This is a genomic window from Allobosea sp. (assembly GCF_017308015.1).
GTDB lineage: Bacteria > Pseudomonadota > Alphaproteobacteria > Rhizobiales > Beijerinckiaceae > Allobosea.
The window spans coordinates 44,873-69,571 of the sequence record NZ_JAFKFW010000027.1; the positions used below are offsets into that span (position 1 = coordinate 44,873).

Genomic DNA, 24,699 nt, shown 5'->3' on the forward strand with positions numbered 1-24,699 from the left:
GCCGGCTAAGCCGGCCCATAATGAAGCTTAGCCCAGCCCGAGCGCCATGTCGTCCCGGTGGATCATCTCGGCGCGGCCGGGATAGCCCAGCGCGCTCTCGATATCGCGCGAGGCCTTGCCGAGCACGAGCGCAGCCTCCGAGGCGTCGTAGGCGACGAGACCGCGGCCGAGCAATTGTCCCTCGGGGTCGCGGATCAGCACGGCGTCGCCGCGCGCGAACTCACCCTCGATCCGGGTCACGCCGACCGGCAGCAGGCTCGCGCCGCCGCGCAGCGCACGGGCTGCGCCGGCATCGAGATGCAGCGTGCCGCGCGGCTCGAGCGAGCCCGCGATCCAGGTCTTGCGGGCGGTCGCGGGCGTCGAGGCCGTGAGGAACCAGGTGCAGCGGCCGCCATTGGCGACGCTGGCGAGCGGGTTCTTGCCGCGCCCGTCGGCGATCAGCATATGGGTGCCGCCGGCCGCCGCGATCTTGCCGGCCTCGATCTTGGTGCGCATGCCGCCGCGCGAGAGCTCGGAGGCCGCGCCGCCGGCCATGGCGTCGATCTCGGGCGTGATGCGCTCGACCACGGGAATGTGCTGCGCGCTCGGGTCCTTCGCGGGTGGGGCCATATAGAGCCCGTCGATATCGGAGAAGAGCACCAGCAGGTCGGCGCCGGCCATGGTGGCGACGCGGGCAGCGAGCCGATCGTTGTCGCCATAGCGGATCTCGGTGGTGGCGACCGTGTCGTTCTCGTTGATGACGGGGATGGCGCGCAGGTCGAGCAGGCGCCCGAGGGTCGCGCGCGCGTTGAGATAACGGCGACGCTGCTCGGTATCGGCCAATGTCAGCAGCACCTGTCCGGCGGTGAGGCCATGGGCGCCGAGTGCCTCGGCCCAGTTGCGGGCGAGTGCGATCTGGCCGACGGCGGCGGCGGCCTGGCTTTCCTCCAGACGCAGCGGGCCGGAGGGCAGGCCGAGCACGGTGCGCCCCAGCGCGATTGCGCCGGAGGAGACGACGAGTACGTCGGCGCCGCGCTGGTGCAGTTCGGCGAGGTCCTCGGCCAGTGCGGCGAGCCAGGCATGGCGCAGGCGGCCGCGCTCGCGATCGACCAGCAGGCTGGAACCGACCTTGACGACGATGCGGCGGAAATCGGAAAGCAGGGGCGTCTTCACGGGAGCACGGGTTGTTGCGGCAATCCCCTGCCTGTTGGGGAAAATGTTCGGCTTGTAAAGCATAGAGGTGGTTTTCGGGCGATCGCCCGGCCCGGAAAGGTCTCTTTGCGTTGACAGGACGGGAGGAGCGACCCATATGCATGGGCCGGCCCGCCCGCCAATCGGGTGCCGATCCTGCCATTCTCATGCATTTTTGGTGTGCAGCATGCAGGGCCTGCCGTCCGATAGGCGCTGGAAGCGGGGCTGCCGCGCGTCGATTTCGATACCAATCCGGCCGGATCTGGATTATCTCGCCCGCGCGGGCCGATGCAATGTCCGTAACAACCCGAGAGAAGATCACCCTTGAAGAACCCGAACGACCGCAGCTTTACCGACCGCCAGTCCAATTCCGCCAATGCCAAGAAGGCTCTGCTTGAGCGTTTCAAGGCCCGGCCGAAGGCCGACGACCCGGTGATGGTGCAGCGACGCGCGGAGCGGGAAGCCATCGCCCAGGCCCGCGCCGAGCGCGAAGCCGAGAAGGCGAAGATCCGGGCCGAGAAGGAGCGCCTGGAAGCGATCGAGCGCGCGCGCATCGAAGAAGAGAAGCGCCAGGAAGAGCTCGCCCGCGAGGTTGCCCGCAAGGCGGAGCAGGCCAAGCGCGACGCCGAGCGTCCGCGTAAGGTGCTGCTGGAGGCCGTGCAGTACATGCAGATGCGGACCGCCGGCAAGCGCCGCTGACGCCAGGAATTTCCGCATATCCGTGAATGCGATCTGGGGCGCCGTGAGCGCCCCTTTTCATATCCGCTCGACCGCGCCGGCAGCGTCTGCGCCGGCCCCCGGCTGCTCTTCGGGCAAAAAACACCTATCCGTTCCGTATCGACCTATCGGCAAATCCGAGCATGCAGATTAATGTGCCTGCCGGATTGAACCTTTTTCCTGCTCGCCGCGACAACCGGATGCGAGCCGGGATGCCTGGCCTTCGAGGGGCAATGCATACGGAATCGGACGAGGATCTCGTCAAACGGATCGCCTCTGGTGACCGGCTCGCGATGAAGGTGCTGTTTTCGCGGCACCAGGTGCGAGTCTACCGTTTCGTGCTGCGGCTCGTCCGCGACGAGACGCTTGCCGAGGATGTGATCAGTGACGTGTTCATGGATCTGTGGCGACAGGCCGATCGGTTCGAGGCTCGCGCCTCGGTTTCGACCTGGCTGCTCGCCATTGCCCGGAACAAGGCCTGGTCGCTTTTGCGCAAGCGCCGTGATGCCGAGCTGGACGAGGATTATGCCGAAAGCCTCGAGGACGACGCGGACGGCCCCGAGGTCGTACTGCAGAAACAGGACAAGGGTCTCGCGATCCGCGCCTGCTTGGGGCGTCTTTCGGCCGAGCATCGCGAGGTCATCGACCTCGTCTACTACCACGAGACCTCCGTCGAGGAGGTCGCGCGGATCGTCGGTATCCCCGAGAACACCGTCAAGACCAGGCTTTTCCACGCCCGCAAGAAGCTGGGCGAGATGCTCAAGGCCGATGGCATCGACCGCGGCTGGCCCTGAGACATTGAATTCCATGAGGAGCGGCCCCGCCGCCCAGGGAGTGGCGTGATGAACGACAGCATCGCAAGCGATCCGAAGCGCCGCGAACTCGAGGAACTGCTGCCCTTTTATGCAAACGGCCGGATTTCCGACGCCGACAAGCGCCGCGTCGAGGCCGCGCTCACTGCCGATACCGAGCTCGCTGCCCGGCTCGACCTCATCCGCGACGACATGGCCGAGACTGTCCTGCTCAACGAGAGCCTCGGTGCACCCTCCCACAAGGCGCTCGAAAAGCTGATGGCCGGGATCGAGGCCGAGGCCCGCCCGGTGCCGCTTCTGGCACGTGCCCAGGAAAACAGTCGCGGGTTGCTGGGCTGGCTCGGCGGGGTCCTCGCCGCCCAGACGCCACGCCGCCTGGCCTATGCCAGCGCTGCGGCCGTCGCGTTGATCGCGATGCAGGGGGCTGCGATCACGACCCTGGCGCTGCGCAATGGCGGCTCCGGATTCCAGACCGCTTCGGCGCCGGGTGCCCGGCCGTCGGAAAGCTATGTCCTGCTGAGCTTCTCGCCTGAGGCGCGGGCCGGCGAAATCGCCTCCTTCTTCAAGCGCTTCGACGCGTCGGTGGTCGACGGGCCGCGCGCCAACGGCTTCTTCAAAGTGCGTGTCGGCGATGCTTCCCTGTCCTCTGCCCAAATCGATGCGATCGCGACGCGGATGAAGGGCGAGAGCGCCATTGTCAGCTTCGTCGCGCCAGCGCCCTGATCCGGCTGGCGTGGCGGCAAGGCGCCATGGCATGATGTGGTTGTCGCAGGAGGGCCAGGCCATGCTGCCGTTCCCGCTCGTTCGCAGAACATTTTCGGTTCGGCGCCTCGCCGGTGTCGGGCTGCTCGCATGCGCGCTTGCGCTCGTGCCGGGATCTGCTTTCGCCCAGCCGGCAGGCGGAACCGGGGACGGCCGGGACAAGCGCATCGCGCCGACGGCGAGTCCGCAGCAGCCGACGGCCGGCAATACCCCGAGCCGGTCGATGCGCGTGCCACCCGGTTCGTGGCTCCAGCCGCGGACCCAGCGCAGCATCGTTCCGGCGCTGGAGGAGACACGTTTCGTCCCCGACGAAGTGCTGTTCGAGCTCGCCCCCAATGTCGAGGCGGAGGCGGTGCTGCGCCGATATGGTGCGACCTTGATCGCGCGCCAGCGCTTCGAGCTCGCCGGCGTCACGATCATTCGGGCGAAAATCGAGGCTGGGCGCGACCTGCGTGCCGTGCTGACCGAAATGGCCGATGATACCAGCATCGCCGGGGCGCAACCGAACTTCCTCTTCGAATTGCAGCAGGACTCGCTATCCGGGACCGGCACGCCGGCGGGCCCGACAACGGCGTCCTCCGATCCGAGCATGCCTGCGCCGACGCCGGGCTTGCGGCTGGCCGACCCTGCGACAGCGGCGCGCGGCAGCGCGGCGGTGCGACGCATCCTGCCGCCGCAATATGTTGTCGACAAGCTGCGCCTCGGCGAGGCGCGCAAGCTGGCGCAGGGGCGCAATATCCGGGTCGGCTTGATCGATTCCGGTGTCGATATGGAGCATCCGGAAATCCGTGGCTCGGTCCTCGGTTATCTCGATGCGATCGACGGGCTGGCGACGCCGCACGCCCATGGCACCTCGATGGCAACGGCGATCGTCGCGCATGGCGAACTCCAAGGCATTGCTCCGGCGGCCCGCCTGATCGTTGCCCGAGCCTTCGGCGGCCCGCAGGCAGCTTCCGCCAATGGCAAATCGTTCCAGATACTCACCGCGCTCGAATGGGTCGTGCAGCAGCGCGCCAAGGTGATCAATCTCAGCTTCGCCGGCCCGCAGGACCGCTTGCTTTCGAAGGCGCTGTCCGGGGCCAAGGAGCGCGGCGTAATCACGGTCGCCGCCGCCGGCAATGGCGGTGCCCGGTCGGCCCCGCTCTATCCCGGTGCCGATCCGAGCGTGATCGCGGTGACGGCTACCGATGCCGAGGACAAGGTCTTCAGCGATGCCAATCGCGGCGCTTATGTCGCGGTCGCGGCACCCGGCGTCGACGTGCTGACGGCCGAGCCCGGCGGGCGCTATGCCTTCACCTCCGGCACCTCGATCGCTGCCGCCCATGTCACTGCCCTGATCGCGCTTCTGCTTGAAAAGCAGCCGGAGCTCGATGCCGACAGCGCCCGCCGGGTGCTCGCCGAAAGCGCGATCGATCTCGGCTCGCGCGGGCGCGATCCGGTCTATGGCGCGGGCCGGATCGATCCGCCGGCGGCGCTTGCCCGCGTTCTGCCGGTCGCGACGGCGCGGCCCTGACCGGCCTGCGCTCTTGACCTTCGCGGCCGCATCGGCCTGATGGCGCGATGCCGCGTCCGAAACTTCTGTTCGTCGCCACCGAGGACTGGTTCTTCGCCTCGCATTTCCTGCCGCTGGCGCGAGCCGCGCGCGAGCTCGGCTTCGACGTCGCGGTGATCGCGCGCGAGCGCAACCATCGGCGCATGATCGAGGCGGCGGGCGCCCGGTTGATCGGGCTGGAAGCCGAGCGGCGCAGTCTCGATCCGCGGGCACTGTTCAGGCAGGTCGCGGCGCTGAAGCGTCTGATCGCGGCGGAGAAGCCCGACATCCTGCATTGCATCGCGCTGAAGCCGATCGCGCTGGCCGGGCTTGCCGGCAAGCTGGCGGGTGTCGAGCGTCGGGTCTATGCGCTGACCGGGCTCGGCTTCCTGGGGGCCAGGCAGGGGGTGCTTGCAGCAGCGGCCCGTTTCGTCGCCATCACCTGGCTGCGCGGCGCCATCGATGGGCCGCAGGTCCGGTTCCTGTTCGAGAACCCGGACGATCCCGTGACGCTCGGGCTCGATCCCTTGGATGCCGCCAAGGTTGCGATCGTCGGGGGGGCCGGCGTCGACCCGCTGATCCTGATGCCCTCGCCGATGCCGCCGGCACCGCCGCTCAAGGTCGCGCTGGTCGCGCGCATGCTCTGGTCCAAGGGCGTTGATCTAGCCGTGGAAGCGGTCCGCCTCGCGCGAGCCGAGGGCGCGAAGATCACGCTCACCATCCATGGCGCACCCGACCCGTCCAATCCGAAGGCGATTCCCGAGACGACCCTGAAGCAATGGGCGGCGCGGCCGGGCATCGCCTGGGCCGGGCCGACGCGCGATATCGAGGGTGTCTGGAAGGCGCACCATCTCTGCATCCTGCCGTCGCGGGGCGGGGAGGGACTTCCACGCACGATCCTGGAAGCGGCGGCCTGCGGCCGGGCGATCTTGACCACGGATGTGCCGGGCTGCCGCAGCTTCGTCCGCGATGGGCAGGACGGCATGGTGGTCCCTGCCGACGACGCCGCAGCGCTGGCACGGGCGCTCGTCATGCTCGCGGGTGCTCCGCGGCTTGCCGAACGCATGGGCGAGAGTGCTCGCGCCCGCCTGCTCGACGGTCATACCGAGCGTGATGTGATGAACTGCGTGAAGACGCTCTATCTCAGCCTGCTGGGGCGCACCGCGCCGGACGCGACCACATGAGCGCCGACGCGCTCCTCGATCGTGAAGCCTTCATTCGCGCCCATACACGGCTGCTGCCGGTGCCGTATGCGCCGGAGATCGCGCTGCATGTCGCCGAGGAGGCGACCGAGCTCTGGCAGAAGACGGAGGATGAACTCGCGGTGATCGGCTTGCCGCCGCCGTTCTGGGCCTTCGCCTGGGCCGGCGGGCAGGCACTCGCGCGCTATCTGCTGGACCATCCCGACATCGTTGCCGGCCGCCGGACACTGGATTTCGCTTCTGGCTCCGGCCTCGTCGCCATTGCGGCGGCCAAGGTTGGTGCCGGCCCCGTCGAGGCCTGCGATATCGATGCGTTCGCTGCGGCGGCGATCGCCATCAACGCGACGGCCAACGCCGCCGCCGTGACGCCGCGCTGCGAGAACCTGATCGGTCGCGACGAGGGCTGGGACGTCGTCTGCGCCGGCGACGTCTGCTACGAGCGCGAGATGGCGGAGCGCGTGATCGGCTGGCTGCAAGGCTTGTCGGCGCGGGGCGCGACCGTACTGATCGGCGATCCCGGCCGCAGTTACCTGCCGCGCGAAAGGCTGGAAGCGGTCGCGACCTACGAGGTGCCGGTGACCCGCGCACTGGAGGACGCCGAGATCAAGTGCAGTTCGGTCTGGCGGCTCGTCGGGTAGGCGCGCCGCCAAGTCGAACGACTAGGCAGCGCGCTGCCGGACCGTGCCGGCGGCGACGACGCCCTGTTCGGTCCGGAAGGCTGAGACCAGCCGGTTGAGCTGTTCGATCTGGTCGAGCAGCACGCGCGCCGAGGCGGCGCTCTCCTCGGCCAGCGCAGCGTTCTGCTGTGTGATCTCGTCCATGTGACTGACGGTCTGGCTCATCTCCTCGATGCCGTTGGCCTGCTCGCCGGAGGCCGAGGAGATTTCCTCGACCGTGCTCGAGACCTTGGCGGAAGCCGCGACGATGCGGTCCAGCGTCTCGCCGGCCCGGCGGACGAGCTTGACGCCCTCGGCAACCTCCGCATCAGAGGAGGAAATCAGGCCGGTAATGTCCTTGGCGGCACCGGCGGAACGCTGGGCCAGAGCCCGGACCTCGGCCGCGACGACGGCAAAGCCGCGCCCGGCATCGCCCGCCCGAGCCGCCTCGACGGCCGCATTCAGCGCCAGCAGGTTGGTCTGGAAGGCGATGCCGTCGATCACATCGGTGATCTCCGAGATGCGCTTCGAGGCGTCTTCGATCCGCGCCATCGCTCCGACCGCGCTGCGTACGATGTCGCCGCCGGTACGTGCGACATCGGCGGCTTCGTCGGCCAGCGAGACGGATTCACGCGAAGCCTGGGTCGAGGCCTTGACCGAGGCCGCGAGTTGCTCGGTGGTGGCGGCGCTCTCCTCCAGGGCGGAGGCCTGCTGCTCGGTGCGCATCGAGAGATCCTGCGCGCCGGTGCTGATCTCCTGCGAGGACGCGGCGATCGCGGTCGAGGTCGCCTTGATCGTGCCGACCATCTCCTGGAGGCGCGCCATCGCGCTGTTGAAATGGTCGCGGATCTCCGCGTATTCGGCCGGAATCTCGGCGCTCATGCGATAGGTCAGGTCGCCATCGGCGAGCGCGGCCATGCTCTGGCTGACGCAGGCGATGGCCTGGTCGCGAGCGGCCGCCTTGGCTTGCTCGGTGATCTGAGCCTCGGCCTCCGCCTTCAGCCGCGCTTCTTCCGAGGCTTCCAGATAGACGGTGATGGCGTAATCCATGTCGAGCAGCGCCGCCTTGACGATGGCGCCGATCTCCGCGGAGCGCTCGGCCGCGCCGGGCATGCGCCTGCCCAGCGCATTCCTCGGCCACCGCGCTTCGAGCACGCCGGCGAGCATCTTTTCGAGGATCAGCGCGTAGCCGCCGATATACCAGCGCGGTTCGAGGCCGATGCGGGCATGGACCTTCCCGACCGTGGTGACGGCGCCGACATAGTCTTGGTCGAATTTTCCGGTAGCGATGCCGCTCCAGTGCTGAATCTGGCGCTGCTTTGCGCTTTCGATGTGCTGCTCGCTGCTAAAGAAGCTACGGGTCTCAGGAAAGCTCCGCAGTTGGGCGTAGAAGGCGTCGAGGGCGGCGGGGATGGCGGTACCCAACGCGTCGCCGACGTCGTGGATGCGGTCCTGAGCGGCCTGATCGAGGCCGATGAACGCCAGACGCCTGGCGAGATGGTCGGGGACGGACATGAAACGGCGCTTCCCAATTGGGCGTGTTGGCTGTGGCTGGTCCCCTGTCTCGCGCAGCCCGGGTTAATAGCGGGTGATGGCCCGGTTGACCTTGGTCAATCGAGCCGCGGCGGAATGTCTCAGTCGCCAGCGCCTTCGGCCTCGTATTTGTCGAGAAATGCTTCCACCGACAGATGACGAAAATCGGCCAGCGCGGCGCGCAGACGGGCATGGTCCCAGTCCCACCAGCTCAGCGCTTGCAGTCTCGCCGCGATCTCTTCGGGAAAGCGTCGCCGGATCGGCCGGGCGGGATTTCCGGCGACGATGGTGTACGGTGCGACATCCTTGGTGACGACAGCGCCGCCCGCGACCACCGCCCCGGTACCGATCGAGCGGCCGGCAAGCACGATCGCGCCATGGCCGATCCAGACATCGTGGCCGATCACGACCGCATGCGCGCGGCGCCAGTCGAAGAAGGCCTCGTCATCCTCGGCATCATCGAAATATGCGGCGGCACGATAGGTGAAATGCGATTGGCTGGCCCGGTGCATCGGGTGGTTGCCGGGATTGATCCGGGTCATCGCCGCGATCGAGCAGAACTTGCCGATTGTCGTGTAAATGACATTCGCATCGTTCACGACGTAAGAGTAGTCATCCATCGTCGACTCGACGAAGCTGGTGCGCGCGCCGATCGCAGTGTAGCGGCCGAGCGTCGCCTGCTTCACCTGGGCGGTCGGGTCGATCAGCGGTTCGAGTCCGAGCTTCTTCGCAGCCATGTCCTTACCCTCTCCTGATATCGCGATCCCCGCTGCTCAGACGGGCGTGCTCGTTCTCGTGGTCGGTCCCTCCGGAGCGGGGAAGGACACGCTTATGGACGCGGCGCGGACCGAGCTCGCGGCCGATCCGCGCTATCGCTTCGCCCGCCGCCTGATCACCCGGCCCGCCATGGCCGGTGCGGAGGATCACGATACCTGCGACGAGGCGGGCTTCGACGCGACCGAGGCCGATGGCGGGCTGGCGCTGAGCTGGCGGGCACATGGGTTGAGCTACGGCATTCCGGTGACCGAGCTCACCGGCATCGGCGCGGGGGCGGTGGTGATCGTCAATGTCTCGCGGCGCGCGATCACGGCGGCGGAGCGATTGGCTGAGCGCGTGATGGTGCTCAACATCACTGCGCCGGTGGAGGTACTGGCACAGCGGCTGGCGGCGCGAGGCCGTGAGAGCGAGGCCGATATCGCGACGCGGTTGAAGCGCGAGGCGCCCCTGACCACCGAGCGTGCCGAGATCGTCACGATCATGAACGACCGCAGCATTGCCGAGGCAGCGGAAGAGCTGCTGACCGTGTTGCGAGGGCTGGGGCGGTAGCCGATCTTGCCGTCGAACCGTCCCCTCGGAAGACCGCATGCCTAGCCGAAAGCGTAGGAATCGATCAGGCGGAAGCGGCCGGCGCGGTCGTCCTGTTTGAACAGCGCGAAGCGGTCGATCCTGACCGGACCTGCCGGTAGAGCCGCCGCATAAGCGGCTTCGAGAGCCTGTTTCACCGGCCCTGCATGCTCAGCCGGCAGCGATCCGGTCAGAGTCATGTGGAAGCGGAAGGCATCGCCGACATAGGGGTAGCCATAGGCTTCGAGATAGGCGTGCTGGGCTGGGGTGAGCGGGCTTTTCAGGCGCCTGACCTTGTCCGTTTCGGAAAGCGGCGCCCGGAAGAGTTCGAAGGCCTGCACCGTCGCAAAGGCGAAGCGCTGCAAGTCAGGACTGGGCTCGGACGGCGTCAAGGCAACAAAGGAGCCGAGCGCCGTAACGCTCAAGCCCGTCAGTTCCACAGCATCGAGCCCGGCGGCATGGTTGCGGGCGAAGGCGCGCAACTGCTCCTCGCTGCGCCCGTCGGCAAGTTCGAAGGGCGCCTTCAGCGTGGCGTGGAAGCCATACCGGCGAGGTTCCTCGATACAGGCGGGCCATGAGGCGGGATCGCATCCCGGCGGAACCGCGAAAGGCAGATCCTCGCCGGTCAGCGCGTCATAGCCGAGTGTCGCGCTGCCGAAGCGCCAGAGGGCGCTCTCGGCAGAGGGGGCGTAATAGACGGCGTAGCGCGGCTTGCTCAAAATGCGCGCTCGCCCTGCGACCAGACAGCGGAGAGCACCGGCGTCGCGCCCAGCACCTTGAAGCGCACGAGGTCCGCGCGCAGGCCGGTCTTGAGATGGCCGCGGTCTCGGAGGCCCAGGATATCGGCGACTTTCCAGGTCACCATGCCCATCGCTTCGGGAAGCGCGATGCCATGGTCGGCATTGAGCTTGATCACGGCCTGCAACAGGCTCGCGGGGACGTAGTCAGAAGACAAGCCATCGAGCAGGCCCTTCTCGGCCAGTTCCGAGACCGAGACGCCGCCGGAATGCGAGCCACCGCGCACGACGTTCGGCGCGCCGGCCACCGTGGCGAGGCCGTGCTGCTTGGCGGCGGCGGCGGCCTCGACCGTGGTCGGGAATTCCGAGATCACCGCGCCCGAGGCGACGCCTTCCTCGACATGTTCGGGGATCGTGTCGTCATGGGTCGCGAGCGGAATGCCGCGCGAGCGGAAGATGTCGACCACGGCCTGCCAGTTCCTCGCGACATTGGCGGCGCCGTCGCGCTGGCGCACCGCGACATCTTCCTCGAACTCTGCGACCGTCTTGCCGTTGCCGACGGCATAGGTCTTGAGGTGCTGGAGGTCGCGCCACTGACGCTGGCCGGGGGTGTGGTCCATCAGCGAGACGAGCTGGACCAGAGCATCGTCCTGATAGGGCGCGATATCGTCGAGCAGGTTCGGGCTGGTCAATTCGCAGCGCATGTGGATGCGATGGTCGATGCGGAAGACGTTCTCGCTCTTGCCATAGGCCAGAGACTTCATCACGTCGGCGAAGATGTCCTTGCGGTAGTCCTTGGCCGAGAAGGGCGTTCCGGCGCAGACCGCGTCATAGACGGTGGTGACGCCGGCCGCGGCCATCTGCGCGTCATGGACCAGTGCCGCCGCCAGCCCGTTCGGCCAGAAGACCTTCGGGCGCGGCATGAAATGCTTTTCCATGTTGTCGGTGTGCATCTCGACGAGGCCGGGCGCGACATAGTCGCCGCCGATATCGATGGCGCCGGGCAGGGAGGACTTGCCCTGATCGACAGCCGTGATGCCATTCGCGTCGAAGGCGATCGTGCCGGTGACGACCTCATTCTCGAGGATCAGCCTGGCATTGGTGAGAACGGTCTGCATCGTCAGGCCTTCCGGAAAGCGGTGATGTCGAGATAGCGCGTCGCGACGCGTTCGCGAACCGCCTCGTCATGAAAAATTCCGACGATGGCGGAGCCGGCGGCACGCGCCTCGGCGATGAGCTCGACGACGACGTCGCGGTTGGTGGCGTCGAGCGAAGCGGTCGGTTCGTCGATCAGCATGATCGCCGAGGGATCGACGAAGGAGCGGGCGATATTGACGCGCTGCTGCTCGCCGCCGGAGAAGGTGGCGGGCGCGAGGTTCCAGAGGCGCTCCGGCAGGTTGAGCCGGGCGAGCATGGCCTTGGCGCGCTCGGTCGCGGTTTCCGGTGTCGCGCCGCGCGCCAGCAGCGGGTCGCGCACGATATCGAGCGTCGAGACGCGCGGGATCACGCGCAGGAACTGCGAGACGAAGCCGAGCGTGCGGCGGCGGATGTCGAGCACGGTGCGCGGCACGGCGGCGACGATATCGACGGGCCGGCCGGCATGGGTGATGCGGATCGCGCCTGAAGTCGGCCTGTAGTTGCCATAGAGGATGCGCAGCAGGCTCGACTTGCCGGCGCCGGACGCACCGGCCAGCACCAGCGCTTCGCCGGCCTCGACATGGAAATTGACGTTGTCGAAGACGGGCAGATGCGCTCCGCCCTGGTTGTGCAGGGTGAAGGTCTTGGCGACGTTCTCGACCTGAATCATCGTGGTCATGGGATCAGTGCCTTGCCGATTCGCGGTGACGAGGGTGTGACGGGAGCCATCACACGCTCAGCACGGCCGAGGTCAGGAGTTGCGTATAGGCGTGGTGCGGATCGTCGAGGACCTGATCGGTCAGGCCCTGCTCGACGACGCGGCCATCCTTCATCACCATCAGGCGGTCGGTCAGGAGGCGCGCGACGGCGAGGTCGTGGGTGACGATGATGGCGGCGAGCCCGAGATCGCGAACCAGCACGCGCAACAGATCGAGCAGGCGGGCCTGCACGGAGACGTCGAGGCCGCCGGTTGGCTCGTCCATGAAGACGAGGCGGGGTTCGGAGACGAGCACGCGGGCAATCTGCAGGCGCTGCTGCATGCCGCCGGAGAACTGGCGTGGCCGATCGTCGATGCGGGTGCCGGCGATCTCGACACGCTGGAGCCAGTCGAGGGCGCGCTCGCGGATCTGGCCGTAATGGCGGTCGCCGCGGTCCATCAGACGCTCGCCGACATTGCCGCCGGCGGTGACATCCATGCGTAGTCCGTCGCGCGGATTCTGGTGGACGATGCCCCAGGCGGTGCGCATCAGGCGACGGCGCTCCTGCTCGGAGACCGAGTAGATGTCGAGCGGCTCGGTGCCACCGCGGAACAACACCTCGCCCTCATCAGGCTTGTCGATGCCGGCTAGGCAGCGCAGCAGGGTCGACTTGCCCGAGCCGGATTCGCCGACGATGCCGAGCACTTCGCCCGGCCAGAGATCGAAGGAGACATCGGCGCAGCCGATGCGCTCGCCATAGAAGCGGCTGACGCCGTCGACGGAGAGCAGGGGGGCGGGTTCGAGCGCGAGCTCGGCCGCTGCGACATGCAGGGTCATGGGGTGGTCTCCTCGACCAGGCCGCTCGCGGCCGCGTCGCCAAGCATCGTGCCGCGATGGCCTTCCGCCCGGCGGGTCTCGCAATAATGGCTGTCGGAGCAGACGAACATGCGCCCGCCCTGGTCGTCGATCACGACCTCGTCGAGATAGCTGTCGCCCGCGCCGCAGAGCCCGCAGGGCTGGGTCCAGCTCTGGATGCGGAAGGGGTGATCCTCGAAATCGAGGCTGCGCACGCTGGTATAGGGCGGCAGCGCGTAGATGCGCTTCTCGCGGCCGGCGCCGAACAATTGCAGCGACGGCGACATGTGCATCTTCGGATTGTCGAATTTCGGGATCGGTGAAGGCGCCATCACGTAGCGGTCGTTGACCATGACCGGGTAGTCATAGGTCTTGGTGATCTCGCCATAGCGCGCGATGTCCTCGTAGAGCTTGACCTGCATCAGCCCGTATTCGGCCCAGGCGTGCATCTTGCGGGTCTCGGCTTCACGCGGTTCCAGACGGCGCAGCGGTTCGGGCATCGGCACCTGATAGACCATGACCTGGCCGGGCTTCAGCGGCGCTTCCGGGATGCGGTGACGGGTCTGGATGATCGTCGCCTCGTTCGTCGCCTCGCAGGTGCGGGCGTCGGCGGTGCGCTCGAAGAACTTGCGGATCGAGACGGCGTTGGTGGTGTCATCGGCGCCCTGGTCGATCACCTTGAGCGTATCGGTGGGGCCGATGATCGCGGCGGTGATCTGGATGCCGCCGGTGCCCCAGCCGCGCGCCAAAGGCATCTCGCGTGAGCCGAACGGCACCTGATAGCCGGGCACCGCGACCGCCTTGAGCAAGGCGCGGCGGATCATCCGCTTGGTCTGCTCGTCGAGATAAGCGTAGTTGTAAGCCGGCTTTGTATCATCCGCCGGCATCTGGTGAATGGTCATTCCGCAGCCTCCGGCATGGCTTCTTGTTCCTGTGCAAGCCGTTCCTCGCGCTCCCTGCGGATGCGGCGGATCAGTTCGAGCTCGCCCTGGAAATCGACATAATGCGGCAGCTTGAGATGCTCGACGAAGCCGGCCGCCTCGACATTGTCGGCGTGGTAGAGGACGAATTCGTCCTGCTGCGCCGGGTAGTTCGTCGCCTCGCCGAAATCGCGAGCTTTCAGGGCGCGGTCGACCAGCGACATCGACATCGCCTTGCGCTCGCTATGGCCGAAGACGAGGCCGTAGCCGCGGGTGAATTGCGGCGGAACGTCCTTCGAACCCTGAAACTGGTTGACCATCTGGCATTCGGTCAGGGTGACGTCGCCGAGATCGACCGCGAAGCCGAGCTCCTCCGGCACGAACTCGACCGCGACCTCGCCGACGCGGACCTCGCCGACGAAGGGATGAGTGCCGCCGAAACCGCGCTGCACGGAATAGCCGAGGCCGAGCAGGAAGCCCTCGTCACCGCGCGCCATGGATTGCAGGCGCACGTCGCGGTCGGCCGGGAAGGAGACGGGATCGCGGGTGAGGTCGAAGGGGCGCGGATCGCCCTCCGGCGGCTCTTCCGCTTCCATCAGGCCTTCGGCGCCGAGGATGTCGGGCACGCGCGGCATGGTGGCGTCGAGTGGGGCAGGTGCCTTGCGGGGGGGGGCCTCGCCGCCTTCGTCCATCAGGGCGAAGTCGAAGAGCCGATGCGTATAGTCATAGGTCGGGCCGAGCACCTGCCCGCCGGGCAGATCCTTGTAGGTGGCGGAGACGCGGCGGCGGATCGCCATCGTGGCCGTATCGAGCGGCTCGGAGGAACCGAAGCGCGGCAGCGTCGTGCGATAGGCGCGCATCAGGAACGCCGCCTCGATCACGTCGCCCTGCGACTGCTTCAGCGCGAGCGCGGCGAGGTCCTGATCGTAGAGCGAGCCCTCGTTCATGACGCGGGCGCAGGCCAGAGCCTGTTGCTCGCGGATTTGCGCAACGCTGATCTCGGGCACGGCCGGATCGCCGCGACGCGCTTCGGCGACGAGATCATGCGTGGCGAGGATGGCGGCCTCGCCGCCTTTCACTGCGACATACATCAGCGAGCCTCCTCGATTTGCGTCGAGCGCGGCAGGCCGATCAGGCCCTCGCCATGCGCGAGCAGGACATCGACGCCGAGCGGGTAGAGCGCGCCGTTCTCGCGCAATTCATCGGTGAAGCCGGAGCGCAGGCCCCGCGGCGCGATGTTGTGCGAGCCGAGGATGCCGGGGCCGGCGAGGGTGAGGACGGAGCCACCTTCGAGGCCCGCGACCTGCACGATCACGGTGGTCGAGCGATCCGGGAACTGGTCCGTGCCGAGATTGAAGGCCGAGAGCTTCGGTTCATCCGCCAGACCATTGATGACCGCGAAGGCGGCTTCGGCCGGGTTCTCGACGAGCGCAGCGGCGCAATGGAAGCGCAGCCAGGCGCCGGCCGGGCCGTTGCGCAGGGCTTCCGGCAGCCAGACCGGGGTTTCGTAATCGGCGAGCGTCAGCAGGGCGGTGGCCGTCGCGGTTGCGAGGCTTTCCGGCGGGGCGATCTCGCTCGCGACGTTCTGCAGCGTGCCAGGCTCGGAGAGGGCGGCGAGCAGGGCGCGGAAGGCGGCCTGCGACTGGAAGACCGGATCGGAGAAGCCGGGAGCGATCATGGTTTCAGCCGGCATCACGAGCCCCGGACCAGCGTGAAGAAATCGACCTTGGTCGCCGCCGCCTTGCGCGAGGCGAGGTCGCGGGCCGAAGCCTGCCGCGCGGCGAGGGTCGCGATGCCCTGGTGCAGGCCGCTGCCTTCGGCCTCGTCCTGGAGGCGGGCGTCGAGCAGGGCGGCGAGCCGCGCCTTCCGGCCGTCGCGGCCGAGGGCATAGGAGAAGCCCATCCGTCCGTTGGAGAGGCGCACGACGCAGCGCGTCACGGTCGCTTCGCCGAGATTGAAGCGGCGGCCGGCGCCGCCCGCCCGGCCCTCGGCCATCACGGTGCCGGTCTCCGGAGCCTTGAGCAGGTCGTGGTCCGGCGGGTCGCCGAGCAGGGTTTCGATCTCGCTGCGGGAGGCGCGCGCCAGCGTCGCCATCCAGCTTTGCCTCGGGGTTCTTGGGGTCATCGGCGCGGGCTCGCTGGTCAGTTCAGAATGTCTAGACTATACTAGAGGCGTTGATGGTAAAGGTCTATACTTTTCGGATGAAACTTTGATGACGGATGCGGCACTGGCGGAGCGCGACGGGGGCACGGCCTGGCGACGCATCGCCGATGAACTGGCGGATGCGATCGGGCGCGGTGAGTACAAGCTCGGCGATACGCTGCCGGCCTCGGTCGCGCTGGCGGAACGCTACGGCGTGCATCGCCACACGGTGCGGCAGGCTTTTCGCCATCTGGCGGATCAGGGGCTGGTGACGGTCTCGCGCGGGCGCGGCACGCAAGTGACTGCGCCGCGTCTGCCTTACCCGATCGGCCGGCGCGTCAGCATGCGCACCAATATGGGCAAGCTCGGCATTACCGGCACGAGCCGCATGCTAACGGCCGAGGTGATCGTGGGCGAGGCTTCGGCCTGCACGGCGCTCAAGCTGAAGACCGGGACGCCGCTTTGGCAGGTGCAGGGCGTGAGTCTCGCCGACGGTGTGCCGATGGGCACGGGCACGCACTGGCTGTCGGTCGAGCGCTTCCCCGATTTCGACAAGGCCTATCGTGAGGCGGCCGGTTCGATCACGGCGGCCCTCAAGATCTATGGCATCGCGGATTATGTACGCCTGTCGACGCGCCTGACGGCGCGGCTCGCCGACGAGCGCGAGGCTGAGCTTTTGGAGATCGCGCCGGAATCGGCCGTGATGATCTCGACGGCGGTCGATGCCTTGCCGGACCTGACGCCGGTGCATCTCGTGAGCAGCGTCTTCGCTGCCGAGCGCGTGGAGATGGTCATCGAGCCGTTCGGGGATTGAAGCGAGGTGCCGCGCTTCGTCATGGTCGGGCCTGTCCCGACCATCCACGTCTTCCTTTGTCGAGGACGGTGTTCAAGACGTGGATGCTCGCCACAAGGGCGAGCATGACGGTGGGTAGAAGACTCGATCTTTCCGGGTCTGTCGCTGTCTTCAGCTCGCCCGCCTGCCGATGATCGCGAAGCGCAGCTTGCCCGACAGGAAGTCGATGGCCGAGACTGCGGCGAGAACCAGCAGGATCAGGAAGGAGACCTGCTGCCATTCGAGCGTGCGGATGGTCTCGGCGAGATAGAGGCCGATGCCGCCGGCACCGACGATGCCGATGATGGTCGAGGAGCGGGTGTTCGACTCGATGTAATAGAGCACCTGGCTCGCGATCACCGGCAGGACCTGCGGCAGGAGACCGAAGCGGATCTCATGCGCCTTGCCGCCACCGACGGAGGATACGCCCTCGACCGGTTTGCGGTCGGCCGCTTCGATCGCTTCCGAATAGAGCTTGCCGAAGGCGCCGAGATCGCTGGTCATGATCGCGAGCATACCTGCGAAGGGGCCCAGGCCCACGACATTCACCCAGATCAGCGCCCAGATCAGGGCGTCGACACCGCGCATCGTATCGAGCGAACGGCGGGCGAGGAAATGCACGACGCGGTTGGCGATGACATTGCGCGCCGCGATGAAGCCAAGCGGCAGGGCGAAGAGTGCCGCCAGTACCGTGCCGAGGAAGGCGATGGCGATGGTCTCGAACAGGGCCTTCACGAAGATGACGGCGCGGGCGAACGAGCCGGGATCGGGCGGTAGCATCAGCATCACGAAGGTGCCGAGATTACCGAGCCCGGCGATGATCTTCCAGAGCGAGGTTTCGAGTGTCGTCAGCCCGTAGATGAAGAAGCCGGCGAGCGCGACGATGGTGCCGATCGTCGCGAGCTTCGTTTTCAGCGAGCCGCGGATCGCGGCCTCGTGGCGGGTGAGGATGTCGGCGCGCTCGGCCGTCGAGAGGGCGAGGCTCATCGGCTGTGCTCCAGGCTGAGGAGGGCGTGGCGCAGCCGCTCGGTGGCGTAGTCGATCAGCATGACCGTGACGATGATCAGCAGCAGGATGGCGCTGACATCGGTGAAATAGAATTTGCGGATGGCTTCGATCAGGTCCTGGCCAATGCCACCGGCGCCGACGAAGCCCATGATCGAGGCGCCACGGACGTTGATCTCGAAGCGCAGCAGCGCATAGCTGGCGAAATTGGAGAGCACCTGCGGGACGACAGCGAAGCGCACGATCTGCCACCAGCTTCCGCCGGCGGCGGTGACGCCGTCGACCGGTTTCAGGTCGATATTCTCGACCACCTCGGAGAAGAGCTTGCCGAGTGCGCCCATCGTATGGATCGCGATGGCGAGAACACCGGGCAGCGGCCCAAGGCCGAAGGCGATGACGAAGATCAGCGCGAAGACGATCTCGGGAACGGTGCGGCAGAATTCCAGATAGCGGCGCACCGCGAAGCGCAGCCAGGTGGCGCGCCCGAGATTGGCGGCGGCGGCGAAACAGAACAGGAAGGCGCCGGCGGCGCCGAGGATCGTGCCGACATAGGCGATCAGCACGGTCTGCCAGAGCAGCTTCAGCCAGCCCCGCAGGCCCCAGTACCATTCGGAAAGGTCGGAGCCGAGGCTCGAGAGCCGGAGTGTCGGCAGTGTTTCGTAGATGTATTTCGGGAAGCGGTTGATGTTCTCGAAGAACTTGGCGAGATCGACCTCGGCGCCGCGCGCAGACAGGAGCACGCAGGCGATGAAGACGACGATGCCGATCAGGGCCTGCCGGCGCTTGGCGGATGAAGCCTGCCGATAGGCCTCGGCATGGGCCCGGATGGCCGGGTCGTTGCGGTCGATCGCGAGTGTCATGAAACGTATTATCCCTTGCCGAGAAAGGCGCGGGGGACCCTCTCCCGTGGGGAGAGGGCAGGGTGAGGGGTAGGCCGTCTCGCGATTGGCTGTGAGGTGGTCGCCGCGTGGTGAGGGCGTGCCTCATTGGTCCAACGGCCTACACCTCACCCCTGCCCCTCTTACTGATCTCGGATTTGTCCGAGATCAGTAACCTGAGTGTCGAAATCGGCAACAGCCGATTTCGATGCAGGAGAGGGGTTCCGGTCGCGGATGACGTCTCGATTACGACGACTTCTTCTTGCGGAGATCGTCGACGAACTTGTTCAGCTCGATGATCGGGTCGTAGGCTTTGTTATCGACGGCAACGAGCGGGCCCTGCTTGCCTTCATAGATCTTGTCGAAGGCGGCCTTGTCCTTGGTGGCGAGGTTCAGCACTGCGTCGCGGATCTTGGCCTTGAGCTCTTCCGGCATGTCGGTGAGATAGGCCATCGGCGAGTTCACGATCTGCTCGGACTTGAAGATGATCCGGAAATCCTCGGCCTTGGCCATGTTCTTGCGGGCCATGCGCTGCAGGTTCGATTCCTGCTCGTCGTTCCACCAGTTGGCGGCGATGTCGACCGTGCCCTGCTGGAGCGCGATGATCGCGTTCTCGTGGCTGCCGGTATAGACGACCTTCGAGAAGAAGGTTTCCGGCTCGATCTTCATGCCGTTCAGCGCGAAGCGCGGGACGTTGTTGCCGGAGGTCGAGTTCGGGTCGACGAGGCCGAGATTCTTGCCCTTGAGGTCCTCGACCTTCTGATAGGGCGAATCCTTCTTCACGTAGAAGACCGAGTGATAGCCCTTGGTACCGTCGAGGTTGGTCTCGATGGCGAAGGCGTCGACCTTGGCGCCGGTCATGCGGGCGCGGGCGAAGGAGGACGGGCCGTAGGAGGCGATGTGGATGTTGCCGGTGCGCTGGCCCTCGATGATCGCGGCGTAGTCGTTGGCGATGCGCAGGGTCACCTTGGTGCCGAGTTCCTTGGCGAGATACTGCACGAAGGGGGTGTAGCGCTCGGTGACGCCGGACGCGTTCTCGGAGGGGATCACCGCGAAGATCAGTTCGGGATACTTCGCCTTCCAGTCCTGCGCGAAAGCCGGGGCCACGGCCAGCGCGAGGCCGGTGATGGCGAGCGTGAGGGTATGACGACGGGTCAGCATCTGTGTGCTCCTGGTTTGAAGGCGTGACGGTCTTCTCGCGGCGACGGCGCTCGGGCCGGTCCGGCGATCTCTGGAAATCAGGCGATCTTCTGGCGGGCGCGCTTCGCTTCGGAGGCGGCGATGGCGTCGAGCGCATCCAGCGCCTCGGCCCCGGCATCCTTGGCCTCGATGCCGTAAAGCTCGGCTGCGATCTCGCGGGTCAGCGCTTGCGGCGCGTCGTCGAACACGACCTTGCCGGCGGACATGCCGATCAGACGGTCACAGTATTTCGCGGCGATGTCGAGGTCGTGCAGGTTGCACATCACGGTGATGCCGTCCTCGCGATTGATGCGGAACAGCGCGTCCATGACGACCTGGGTGTTGCGTGGATCGAGCGAGGCGATCGGCTCGTCGGCGAGGATGATGCGTGGCTCCTGGACGAGGGCGCGGGCGATGGCGACGCGCTGCTGCTGGCCGCCGGAGAGAGTCTCGGCGCGCTGCGCCAGCAGATGCCCCATATCGAGACGCTCGAGCGCCGCGATGGCGCGGATCTTGTCGTCTTCGGAGAAGCTCTTGACCAGGGTCAGCGCCGCCGAGCGGTGGTTCAACCGGCCGAGGAGGACATTGGTCAGCACGTCGAGGCGTCCGACGAGGTTGAACTGCTGGAAGATCATGGCGGTATCCCGGCGCCAGCGCCGGAGCGAGGCGCCCTTCAGACCGGTAACATCCTGCTCCGCGCAGACGATCCGGCCGGAGGTCGGTTCGGTCAGGCGGTTCAGCATGCGCAGCAGCGTCGACTTGCCGGCTCCGGAAGGGCCGATGACGCCGACCATCTCTCCCTTCGGGACGGTCAGGGTGACGGCGTCGACCGCGTTCCTGTCGCCAAAGCGCTTGGTCAGGCCTTCGATGCGGAGCATGGACTGGTTCTCGGGCACGATGCTGGCACGACGCGTCCCCATCCGGCCAAGGCCGGAGGGGGCGTCTCGATCGCGGCGAGCCCTAACGATCGTGGATGACAGCCGCATGACGACCCGCGTGGCCCCGAAAAGGGCGATGCGCCCGCCCGTGGGCCGGTCAACGTTTCGTGAGGTCTCCAGAATGCACTTGGACGATCCGCAGCTTCCCGGCAGGATGACGGCGGATGCCTGTGTTCGGCAGAGATGCCCGCGACGTTGGGCCTCTTAATCGGCAAGCATCTTGCATCGATGTTTGCGAAGCCGGATCGATGCGGCAGCGACACAAGGACCTCTGTTTTTGTGTCGCTGTGGCACGCCGGCATCTTAGCAACGCCTTTCGTTCCATTTAAGACCAATGGGCGGCAACGGAGCCTCCAGCCTGATGAAGCGGTTCGTTCTACTTATTCTCGTCGCCGCCATCGCGGGCGGTGGCTACTATGCCTACCGCAATCAGCGCGCCGGCACCCAGCAGGCCCAGGCGAGCGCGGTTTCTGGGCCGCGTGCCGTCCCGGTCGAGGTCGCCTCCATCGAAATCGCGACCGTGAGCGAGGAGGTCGAGGCGCTCGGCACGCTCGCCGCCGACGAATCCGTGGTGATCGCGCCGGAGATCGCCGGCCGTGTCGTCTTTCTCGGCTTCAAGGAGGGCGAGCGCGTCAAGGCCGGTCAGGAGCTGGTCAAGCTCGATACGGCGATCCTCGATGCCGAGCTCAAGCAGGCGATGGCCGATCTGGGCCTTGCCCGCGACACGAACGAGCGGTTGCGGTCGCTGGTCTCGCGCGGCTCCGGCACCCAGGTGGCACTCGATGAATCTGCGGCGAAGCTTGCGTCCAGCGAGGCGCGCGTGCAGCTCGCCAAGGCCAAGCTCGCGCAGTCGACCATCGTGGCGCCGTTCAGCGGCGTCGTCGGTCTGCGCTCGGTCGGCGTCGGCGACTATGTCTCGGTCGGCAAGCAGTTGATCACGTTGACCAGCATCGACCCGATCAAGATCGATTTCCGCGTGCCCGAGATTTACCTCAGCCGGCTCAAGACCGGCCAGCCTGTGCAGATGCGGGTCGATGCCGTGCCGGACCGCAAGTTCCAGGGACAGATCTACGCGATCGACCCGGTGGTTGACGTGAACGGTCGGGCGATCCGCCTGCGCGCCAATATTCCGAATGCGGACCTCGCGCTGAAGCCCGGCCTTTTCGCCCGGCTCGCCATTACCGTCGACCAGCGCGAGAACGCGCTTCTGGTGCCGGAGATGGCGGTCGTGCCAGATGCCGTCGGCAAGATGGTCTATATCGTCGACAAGGGTAAGGCGAAGCGCGTCAGCGTCGAACTGGGCAAGCGCCTGCCGGGCAAGGTCGAGATCGTCAGCGGGCTGAAGCCCGACATGCAGATCATCACCGCCGGCCAGATGCGGCTGCGCGACGGCGCGACCATCGCGATCAAGGACAAAGTCGTCCGGACGAGCCAGTCCTAGAGCATTTCGCGTTTGCTGCGAAATACGCGATCTCTTTGTTTAACGCATATTCGCTGACGCGGACCTTCGGTTCTTCACGCAAACCGGCCCCGCTCTGTACGAAAATGCTCTGAGGACCGGCCCATGAGCCTCTTCGAACTCTTCGTCCGCCGACCCGTTCTCTCGACGGTGCTGAGTCTTCTGGTGATGCTGATCGGCATCGTCTCCTATGGCCGCCTGACGATCCGCGAATACCCGAATATCGACGAACCGATCGTCTCGGTGCGCACCGATTATCGCGGCGCTTCGGCCGAGATCATCGAGACGCAGGTCACGCAGATCCTGGAGAACTCGATCGCCGGCATCGAGGGCATCGAGATCCTGTCCTCGACAAGCCGCCAGGAGCGCAGCTTCATCCAGGTGCGCTTCCGTCCGGATGTCGACCCCGACGTCGCTGCCTCCGACGTGCGTGACCGCGTCAGCCGCGTGCGCAGCCGCATGCCCGACGAGATCGACGAGCCGGTCATCGCCAAGGTCGAGGCCGACTCGCAGCCGATCCTCTATCTCTCGCTGACCAGTTCGCGGCATGGGCCGCTCGAACTGACCGATTTCGCCGACCGCTTCATCTCCGACCGCGTCCAGAACGTCACCGGCGTTGCGGAGGTCCGCATCCTCGGCCAGCGTCAGTATGCGATGCGCATCTGGCTCGATCGCGCCCGCATGTCGGCCTACGACGTCAGCGTCCAGCAGGTCGAGGCGGCCGTCCGCGCGCAGAACATCGAGATTCCGTCGGGCCGCATCGAGAGCAACGACCGCGAATTCACGGTGCTCTCGCAGACCAGCATGACCACGCCGGCGGAATTCCGCGAGATCGTGGTCAAGGACGCCAACGGCTTCCCGGTCAAGGTCAAGGACATCGCCAAGGTGGAGCTCGGCGCGCGCGAGGAGCGCAATGCCGCCTGGTTCAAGGGCACGCCCTCGGTCACGATCGGCATCGTCAAGCAGGCGACGGCGAACCCGCTCGACGTCTCGGCCGGCATCGAGGAAGCGCTGCCCGGCATCATCGAGGACCTGCCGCAAGGCATGTCGATCGCCAAGTCCTACGACACCTCGGTCTTCATCGACCGCTCGATCAAGGCGGTCTACCAGACGATCATTGAGGCGATCGTGCTGGTCGTGCTGATCATCTTCATCTTCCTGCGCTCGGTCCGCGCGACCCTGATTCCGCTGGTAACAATCCCGGTGTCGCTGATCGGCTCCTTCGCGCTGATGTACGCGCTCGGCTTCACGGTGAACACGCTGACGCTGCTCTCGATGGTTCTCGCCATCGGCCTCGTCGTCGACGACGCCATCGTCGTGCTCGAGAACGTGCACCGGCATATCGAGGACGGCATGCAGCCGACGCCGGCGGCGATCCGTGGCATCAACGAGATCGCCTTCGCCGTGGTGGCGATGACGCTGACGCTGGTCGCGGTCTATGCGCCGATGGCCTTCTCGACCGGCCGCACCGGCAAGCTCTTCATCGAGTTCGCGCTGACGCTCGCCGGCGCGGTTCTGGTCTCGGGCTTCGTCGCGCTGACGCTGACGCCGATGATGTGCGCCAAGCTGCTGCGCCATCACGAGAAGCATAACTGGCTCTACAATGTGCTGGAGCGCGGCTTCGAGGGCTTGTCGCGCGGCTACAAGGTCTCGCTGCGCGCGGCCCTGTCGGTGCGTCCGCTCGTCGTGCTGCTCGCGCTCGGCGTCGCCGGCGGCGGCTATTTCTTCTTCACGCATCTGCGCGCCGAGCTGGCGCCGGTCGAGGATCGCGGCACGATCAACGCCGTCGGCGTCGCCCCGGAAGGCGCGACGGTCTCGTTCACGGCCGAATATGCACGGCAGGTCGAGGACTACTTCAGCAAGATCCCCGAGGTCGAAACCTATCTCGTCATCGTCGGCTTCCCCGACGTGACGCGCGCGGTCGGCTTCGCTCGCCTGAAGCCCTGGGAACAGCGCGAGCGCAAGCAGCAGGATCTCGTCGCCGAGATCAACCGGGGGCTGTCGCAGATCCCGGGCATCCGCCTGTTCGCGACCAACCCGGCCTCGCTCGGTCAGGGGCAGGCGAACAGCAAGCCCGTCGAGTTCGTGCTGCGTTCGTCGGAGCCCTATACGCAGATCAAGTCCTATGTCGACCAGTTTATCACGGAGGTCTCCAGTTCGCCGGTTCTGACCAATGTCGAGACCAACCTCAT

Annotated in this window: 25 protein-coding genes; 10 read left to right on the plus strand and 15 right to left on the minus strand. The window is 66.7% G+C overall.

Annotated elements, in window-relative coordinates:
* Positions 1–27: 27 nt before the first annotated feature.
* On the minus strand, positions 28–1,152 hold the full coding sequence (proB, locus tag J0I42_RS19725) for a glutamate 5-kinase (RefSeq protein ID WP_291657316.1): 1,125 nt from the start codon (positions 1,150–1,152) through the stop codon (positions 28–30).
* Between the two features lie 342 nt (positions 1,153–1,494).
* Between proB and J0I42_RS19730 the strand changes: the two genes are divergently transcribed.
* The 6 genes from J0I42_RS19730 to J0I42_RS19755 all read left to right on the plus strand — a co-directional run bounded on the left by J0I42_RS19730 (position 1,495) and on the right by J0I42_RS19755 (position 6,832).
* Positions 1,495–1,869, plus strand: coding sequence for a DUF6481 family protein (locus tag J0I42_RS19730; protein WP_291657318.1), 375 nt, complete (start codon positions 1,495–1,497; stop codon positions 1,867–1,869).
* Positions 1,870–2,120: 251 nt separating this feature from the next.
* Positions 2,121–2,681, plus strand: a complete 561-nt coding sequence (locus J0I42_RS19735; RefSeq protein WP_291657319.1) for a sigma-70 family RNA polymerase sigma factor — start codon at positions 2,121–2,123, stop codon at positions 2,679–2,681.
* Positions 2,682–2,729: 48 nt separating this feature from the next.
* Complete coding sequence (locus J0I42_RS19740; protein WP_291657320.1) at positions 2,730–3,422, plus strand: anti-sigma factor; 693 nt, start codon at positions 2,730–2,732, stop codon at positions 3,420–3,422.
* 31 nt (positions 3,423–3,453) lie between these two features.
* Complete coding sequence (locus tag J0I42_RS19745; RefSeq protein WP_291657321.1) at positions 3,454–4,974, plus strand: S8 family serine peptidase; 1,521 nt, start codon at positions 3,454–3,456, stop codon at positions 4,972–4,974.
* Positions 4,975–5,021: 47 nt separating this feature from the next.
* Entirely contained in the window at positions 5,022–6,176 is a 1,155-nt protein-coding gene (locus J0I42_RS19750; RefSeq protein ID WP_291657323.1) for a glycosyltransferase family 4 protein, read from the plus strand.
* Positions 6,173–6,832: a class I SAM-dependent methyltransferase gene (locus tag J0I42_RS19755; protein WP_291657324.1), complete on the plus strand. Its 660-nt coding sequence runs from the start codon at positions 6,173–6,175 to the stop codon at positions 6,830–6,832. The genes J0I42_RS19750 and J0I42_RS19755 overlap by 4 nt, the downstream gene beginning before the upstream one ends.
* A 21-nt stretch (positions 6,833–6,853) precedes the next feature.
* Here the strand turns inward: J0I42_RS19755 and J0I42_RS19760 are convergent, their stop codons facing one another.
* Both J0I42_RS19760 and J0I42_RS19765 read right to left on the minus strand, forming a co-directional pair.
* Positions 6,854–8,365, minus strand: coding sequence for a globin-coupled sensor protein (locus J0I42_RS19760; RefSeq protein WP_291657325.1), 1,512 nt, complete (start codon positions 8,363–8,365; stop codon positions 6,854–6,856).
* Positions 8,366–8,484: 119 nt separating this feature from the next.
* The gene (locus J0I42_RS19765) at positions 8,485–9,120 is read right to left on the minus strand and encodes an LbetaH domain-containing protein (protein ID WP_291657326.1); all 636 of its coding nucleotides are present in this window, start codon (positions 9,118–9,120) and stop codon (positions 8,485–8,487) included.
* On the opposite strand from J0I42_RS19765, the gene phnN reads away from it, so the two are divergent.
* Complete coding sequence (phnN, locus tag J0I42_RS19770) at positions 9,119–9,709, plus strand: phosphonate metabolism protein/1,5-bisphosphokinase (PRPP-forming) PhnN (protein WP_291657327.1); 591 nt, start codon at positions 9,119–9,121, stop codon at positions 9,707–9,709. The genes J0I42_RS19765 and phnN overlap by 2 nt on opposite strands.
* A 41-nt stretch (positions 9,710–9,750) precedes the next feature.
* Here phnN and J0I42_RS19775 read toward each other — a convergent pair whose 3' ends face one another.
* From J0I42_RS19775 to phnG, 8 genes are read right to left on the minus strand one after another with little or no spacing between them, the layout of a single operon-like run.
* On the minus strand, positions 9,751–10,446 hold the full coding sequence (locus tag J0I42_RS19775; protein WP_291657328.1) for a DUF1045 domain-containing protein: 696 nt from the start codon (positions 10,444–10,446) through the stop codon (positions 9,751–9,753).
* Positions 10,443–11,582: an alpha-D-ribose 1-methylphosphonate 5-triphosphate diphosphatase gene (locus J0I42_RS19780; protein ID WP_291657330.1), complete on the minus strand. Its 1,140-nt coding sequence runs from the start codon at positions 11,580–11,582 to the stop codon at positions 10,443–10,445. Before J0I42_RS19780 ends, J0I42_RS19775 begins: the two co-directional genes overlap by 4 nt.
* A 2-nt stretch (positions 11,583–11,584) precedes the next feature.
* Positions 11,585–12,280: a phosphonate C-P lyase system protein PhnL gene (gene phnL / locus J0I42_RS19785; RefSeq protein ID WP_291657331.1), complete on the minus strand. Its 696-nt coding sequence runs from the start codon at positions 12,278–12,280 to the stop codon at positions 11,585–11,587.
* 49 nt (positions 12,281–12,329) lie between these two features.
* Positions 12,330–13,136, minus strand: a complete 807-nt coding sequence (gene phnK / locus J0I42_RS19790; protein ID WP_291657332.1) for a phosphonate C-P lyase system protein PhnK — start codon at positions 13,134–13,136, stop codon at positions 12,330–12,332.
* The gene (locus J0I42_RS19795) at positions 13,133–14,056 is read right to left on the minus strand and encodes an alpha-D-ribose 1-methylphosphonate 5-phosphate C-P-lyase PhnJ (protein ID WP_291657333.1); all 924 of its coding nucleotides are present in this window, start codon (positions 14,054–14,056) and stop codon (positions 13,133–13,135) included. The genes phnK and J0I42_RS19795 overlap by 4 nt, the downstream gene beginning before the upstream one ends.
* Positions 14,053–15,165 (minus strand): carbon-phosphorus lyase complex subunit, encoded by a 1,113-nt coding sequence (locus J0I42_RS19800; RefSeq protein ID WP_291657335.1) that lies wholly within the window; start codon positions 15,163–15,165, stop codon positions 14,053–14,055. The genes J0I42_RS19795 and J0I42_RS19800 overlap by 4 nt, the downstream gene beginning before the upstream one ends.
* On the minus strand, positions 15,165–15,767 hold the full coding sequence (gene phnH / locus J0I42_RS19805; RefSeq protein WP_291657336.1) for a phosphonate C-P lyase system protein PhnH: 603 nt from the start codon (positions 15,765–15,767) through the stop codon (positions 15,165–15,167). Before phnH ends, J0I42_RS19800 begins: the two co-directional genes overlap by 1 nt.
* A complete protein-coding gene (gene phnG, locus J0I42_RS19810; protein WP_291657337.1) occupies positions 15,767–16,198 on the minus strand; it encodes a phosphonate C-P lyase system protein PhnG in 432 nt (143 codons plus the stop codon). Before phnG ends, phnH begins: the two co-directional genes overlap by 1 nt.
* A gap of 88 nt (positions 16,199–16,286) precedes the next feature.
* On the opposite strand from phnG, the gene phnF reads away from it, so the two are divergent.
* A complete protein-coding gene (gene phnF / locus J0I42_RS19815; RefSeq protein ID WP_291657338.1) occupies positions 16,287–17,030 on the plus strand; it encodes a phosphonate metabolism transcriptional regulator PhnF in 744 nt (247 codons plus the stop codon).
* A gap of 150 nt (positions 17,031–17,180) precedes the next feature.
* On the opposite strand, the gene phnE (J0I42_RS19820) is transcribed toward phnF, so the two are convergent.
* The 4 genes from phnE (J0I42_RS19820) to phnC form a co-directional block, all read right to left on the minus strand.
* Entirely contained in the window at positions 17,181–18,035 is an 855-nt protein-coding gene (gene phnE / locus J0I42_RS19820; RefSeq protein ID WP_291657339.1) for a phosphonate ABC transporter, permease protein PhnE, read from the minus strand.
* Positions 18,032–18,913, minus strand: a complete 882-nt coding sequence (phnE, locus tag J0I42_RS19825; protein ID WP_291657340.1) for a phosphonate ABC transporter, permease protein PhnE — start codon at positions 18,911–18,913, stop codon at positions 18,032–18,034. The genes phnE (J0I42_RS19820) and phnE (J0I42_RS19825) overlap by 4 nt, the downstream gene beginning before the upstream one ends.
* 264 nt (positions 18,914–19,177) lie before the next feature.
* On the minus strand, positions 19,178–20,092 hold the full coding sequence (phnD, locus tag J0I42_RS19830; RefSeq protein ID WP_291657343.1) for a phosphonate ABC transporter substrate-binding protein: 915 nt from the start codon (positions 20,090–20,092) through the stop codon (positions 19,178–19,180).
* Between the two features lie 77 nt (positions 20,093–20,169).
* Positions 20,170–20,988, minus strand: coding sequence for a phosphonate ABC transporter ATP-binding protein (gene phnC, locus J0I42_RS19835; RefSeq protein WP_291657345.1), 819 nt, complete (start codon positions 20,986–20,988; stop codon positions 20,170–20,172).
* Between the two features lie 421 nt (positions 20,989–21,409).
* Between phnC and J0I42_RS19840 the strand changes: the two genes are divergently transcribed.
* Positions 21,410–22,489, plus strand: coding sequence for an efflux RND transporter periplasmic adaptor subunit (locus J0I42_RS19840; RefSeq protein ID WP_291657347.1), 1,080 nt, complete (start codon positions 21,410–21,412; stop codon positions 22,487–22,489).
* Positions 22,490–22,612: 123 nt separating this feature from the next.
* Positions 22,613–24,699: efflux RND transporter permease subunit (locus J0I42_RS19845; protein WP_291657349.1), on the plus strand; the 2,087-nt coding region annotated here is incomplete at its 3' end.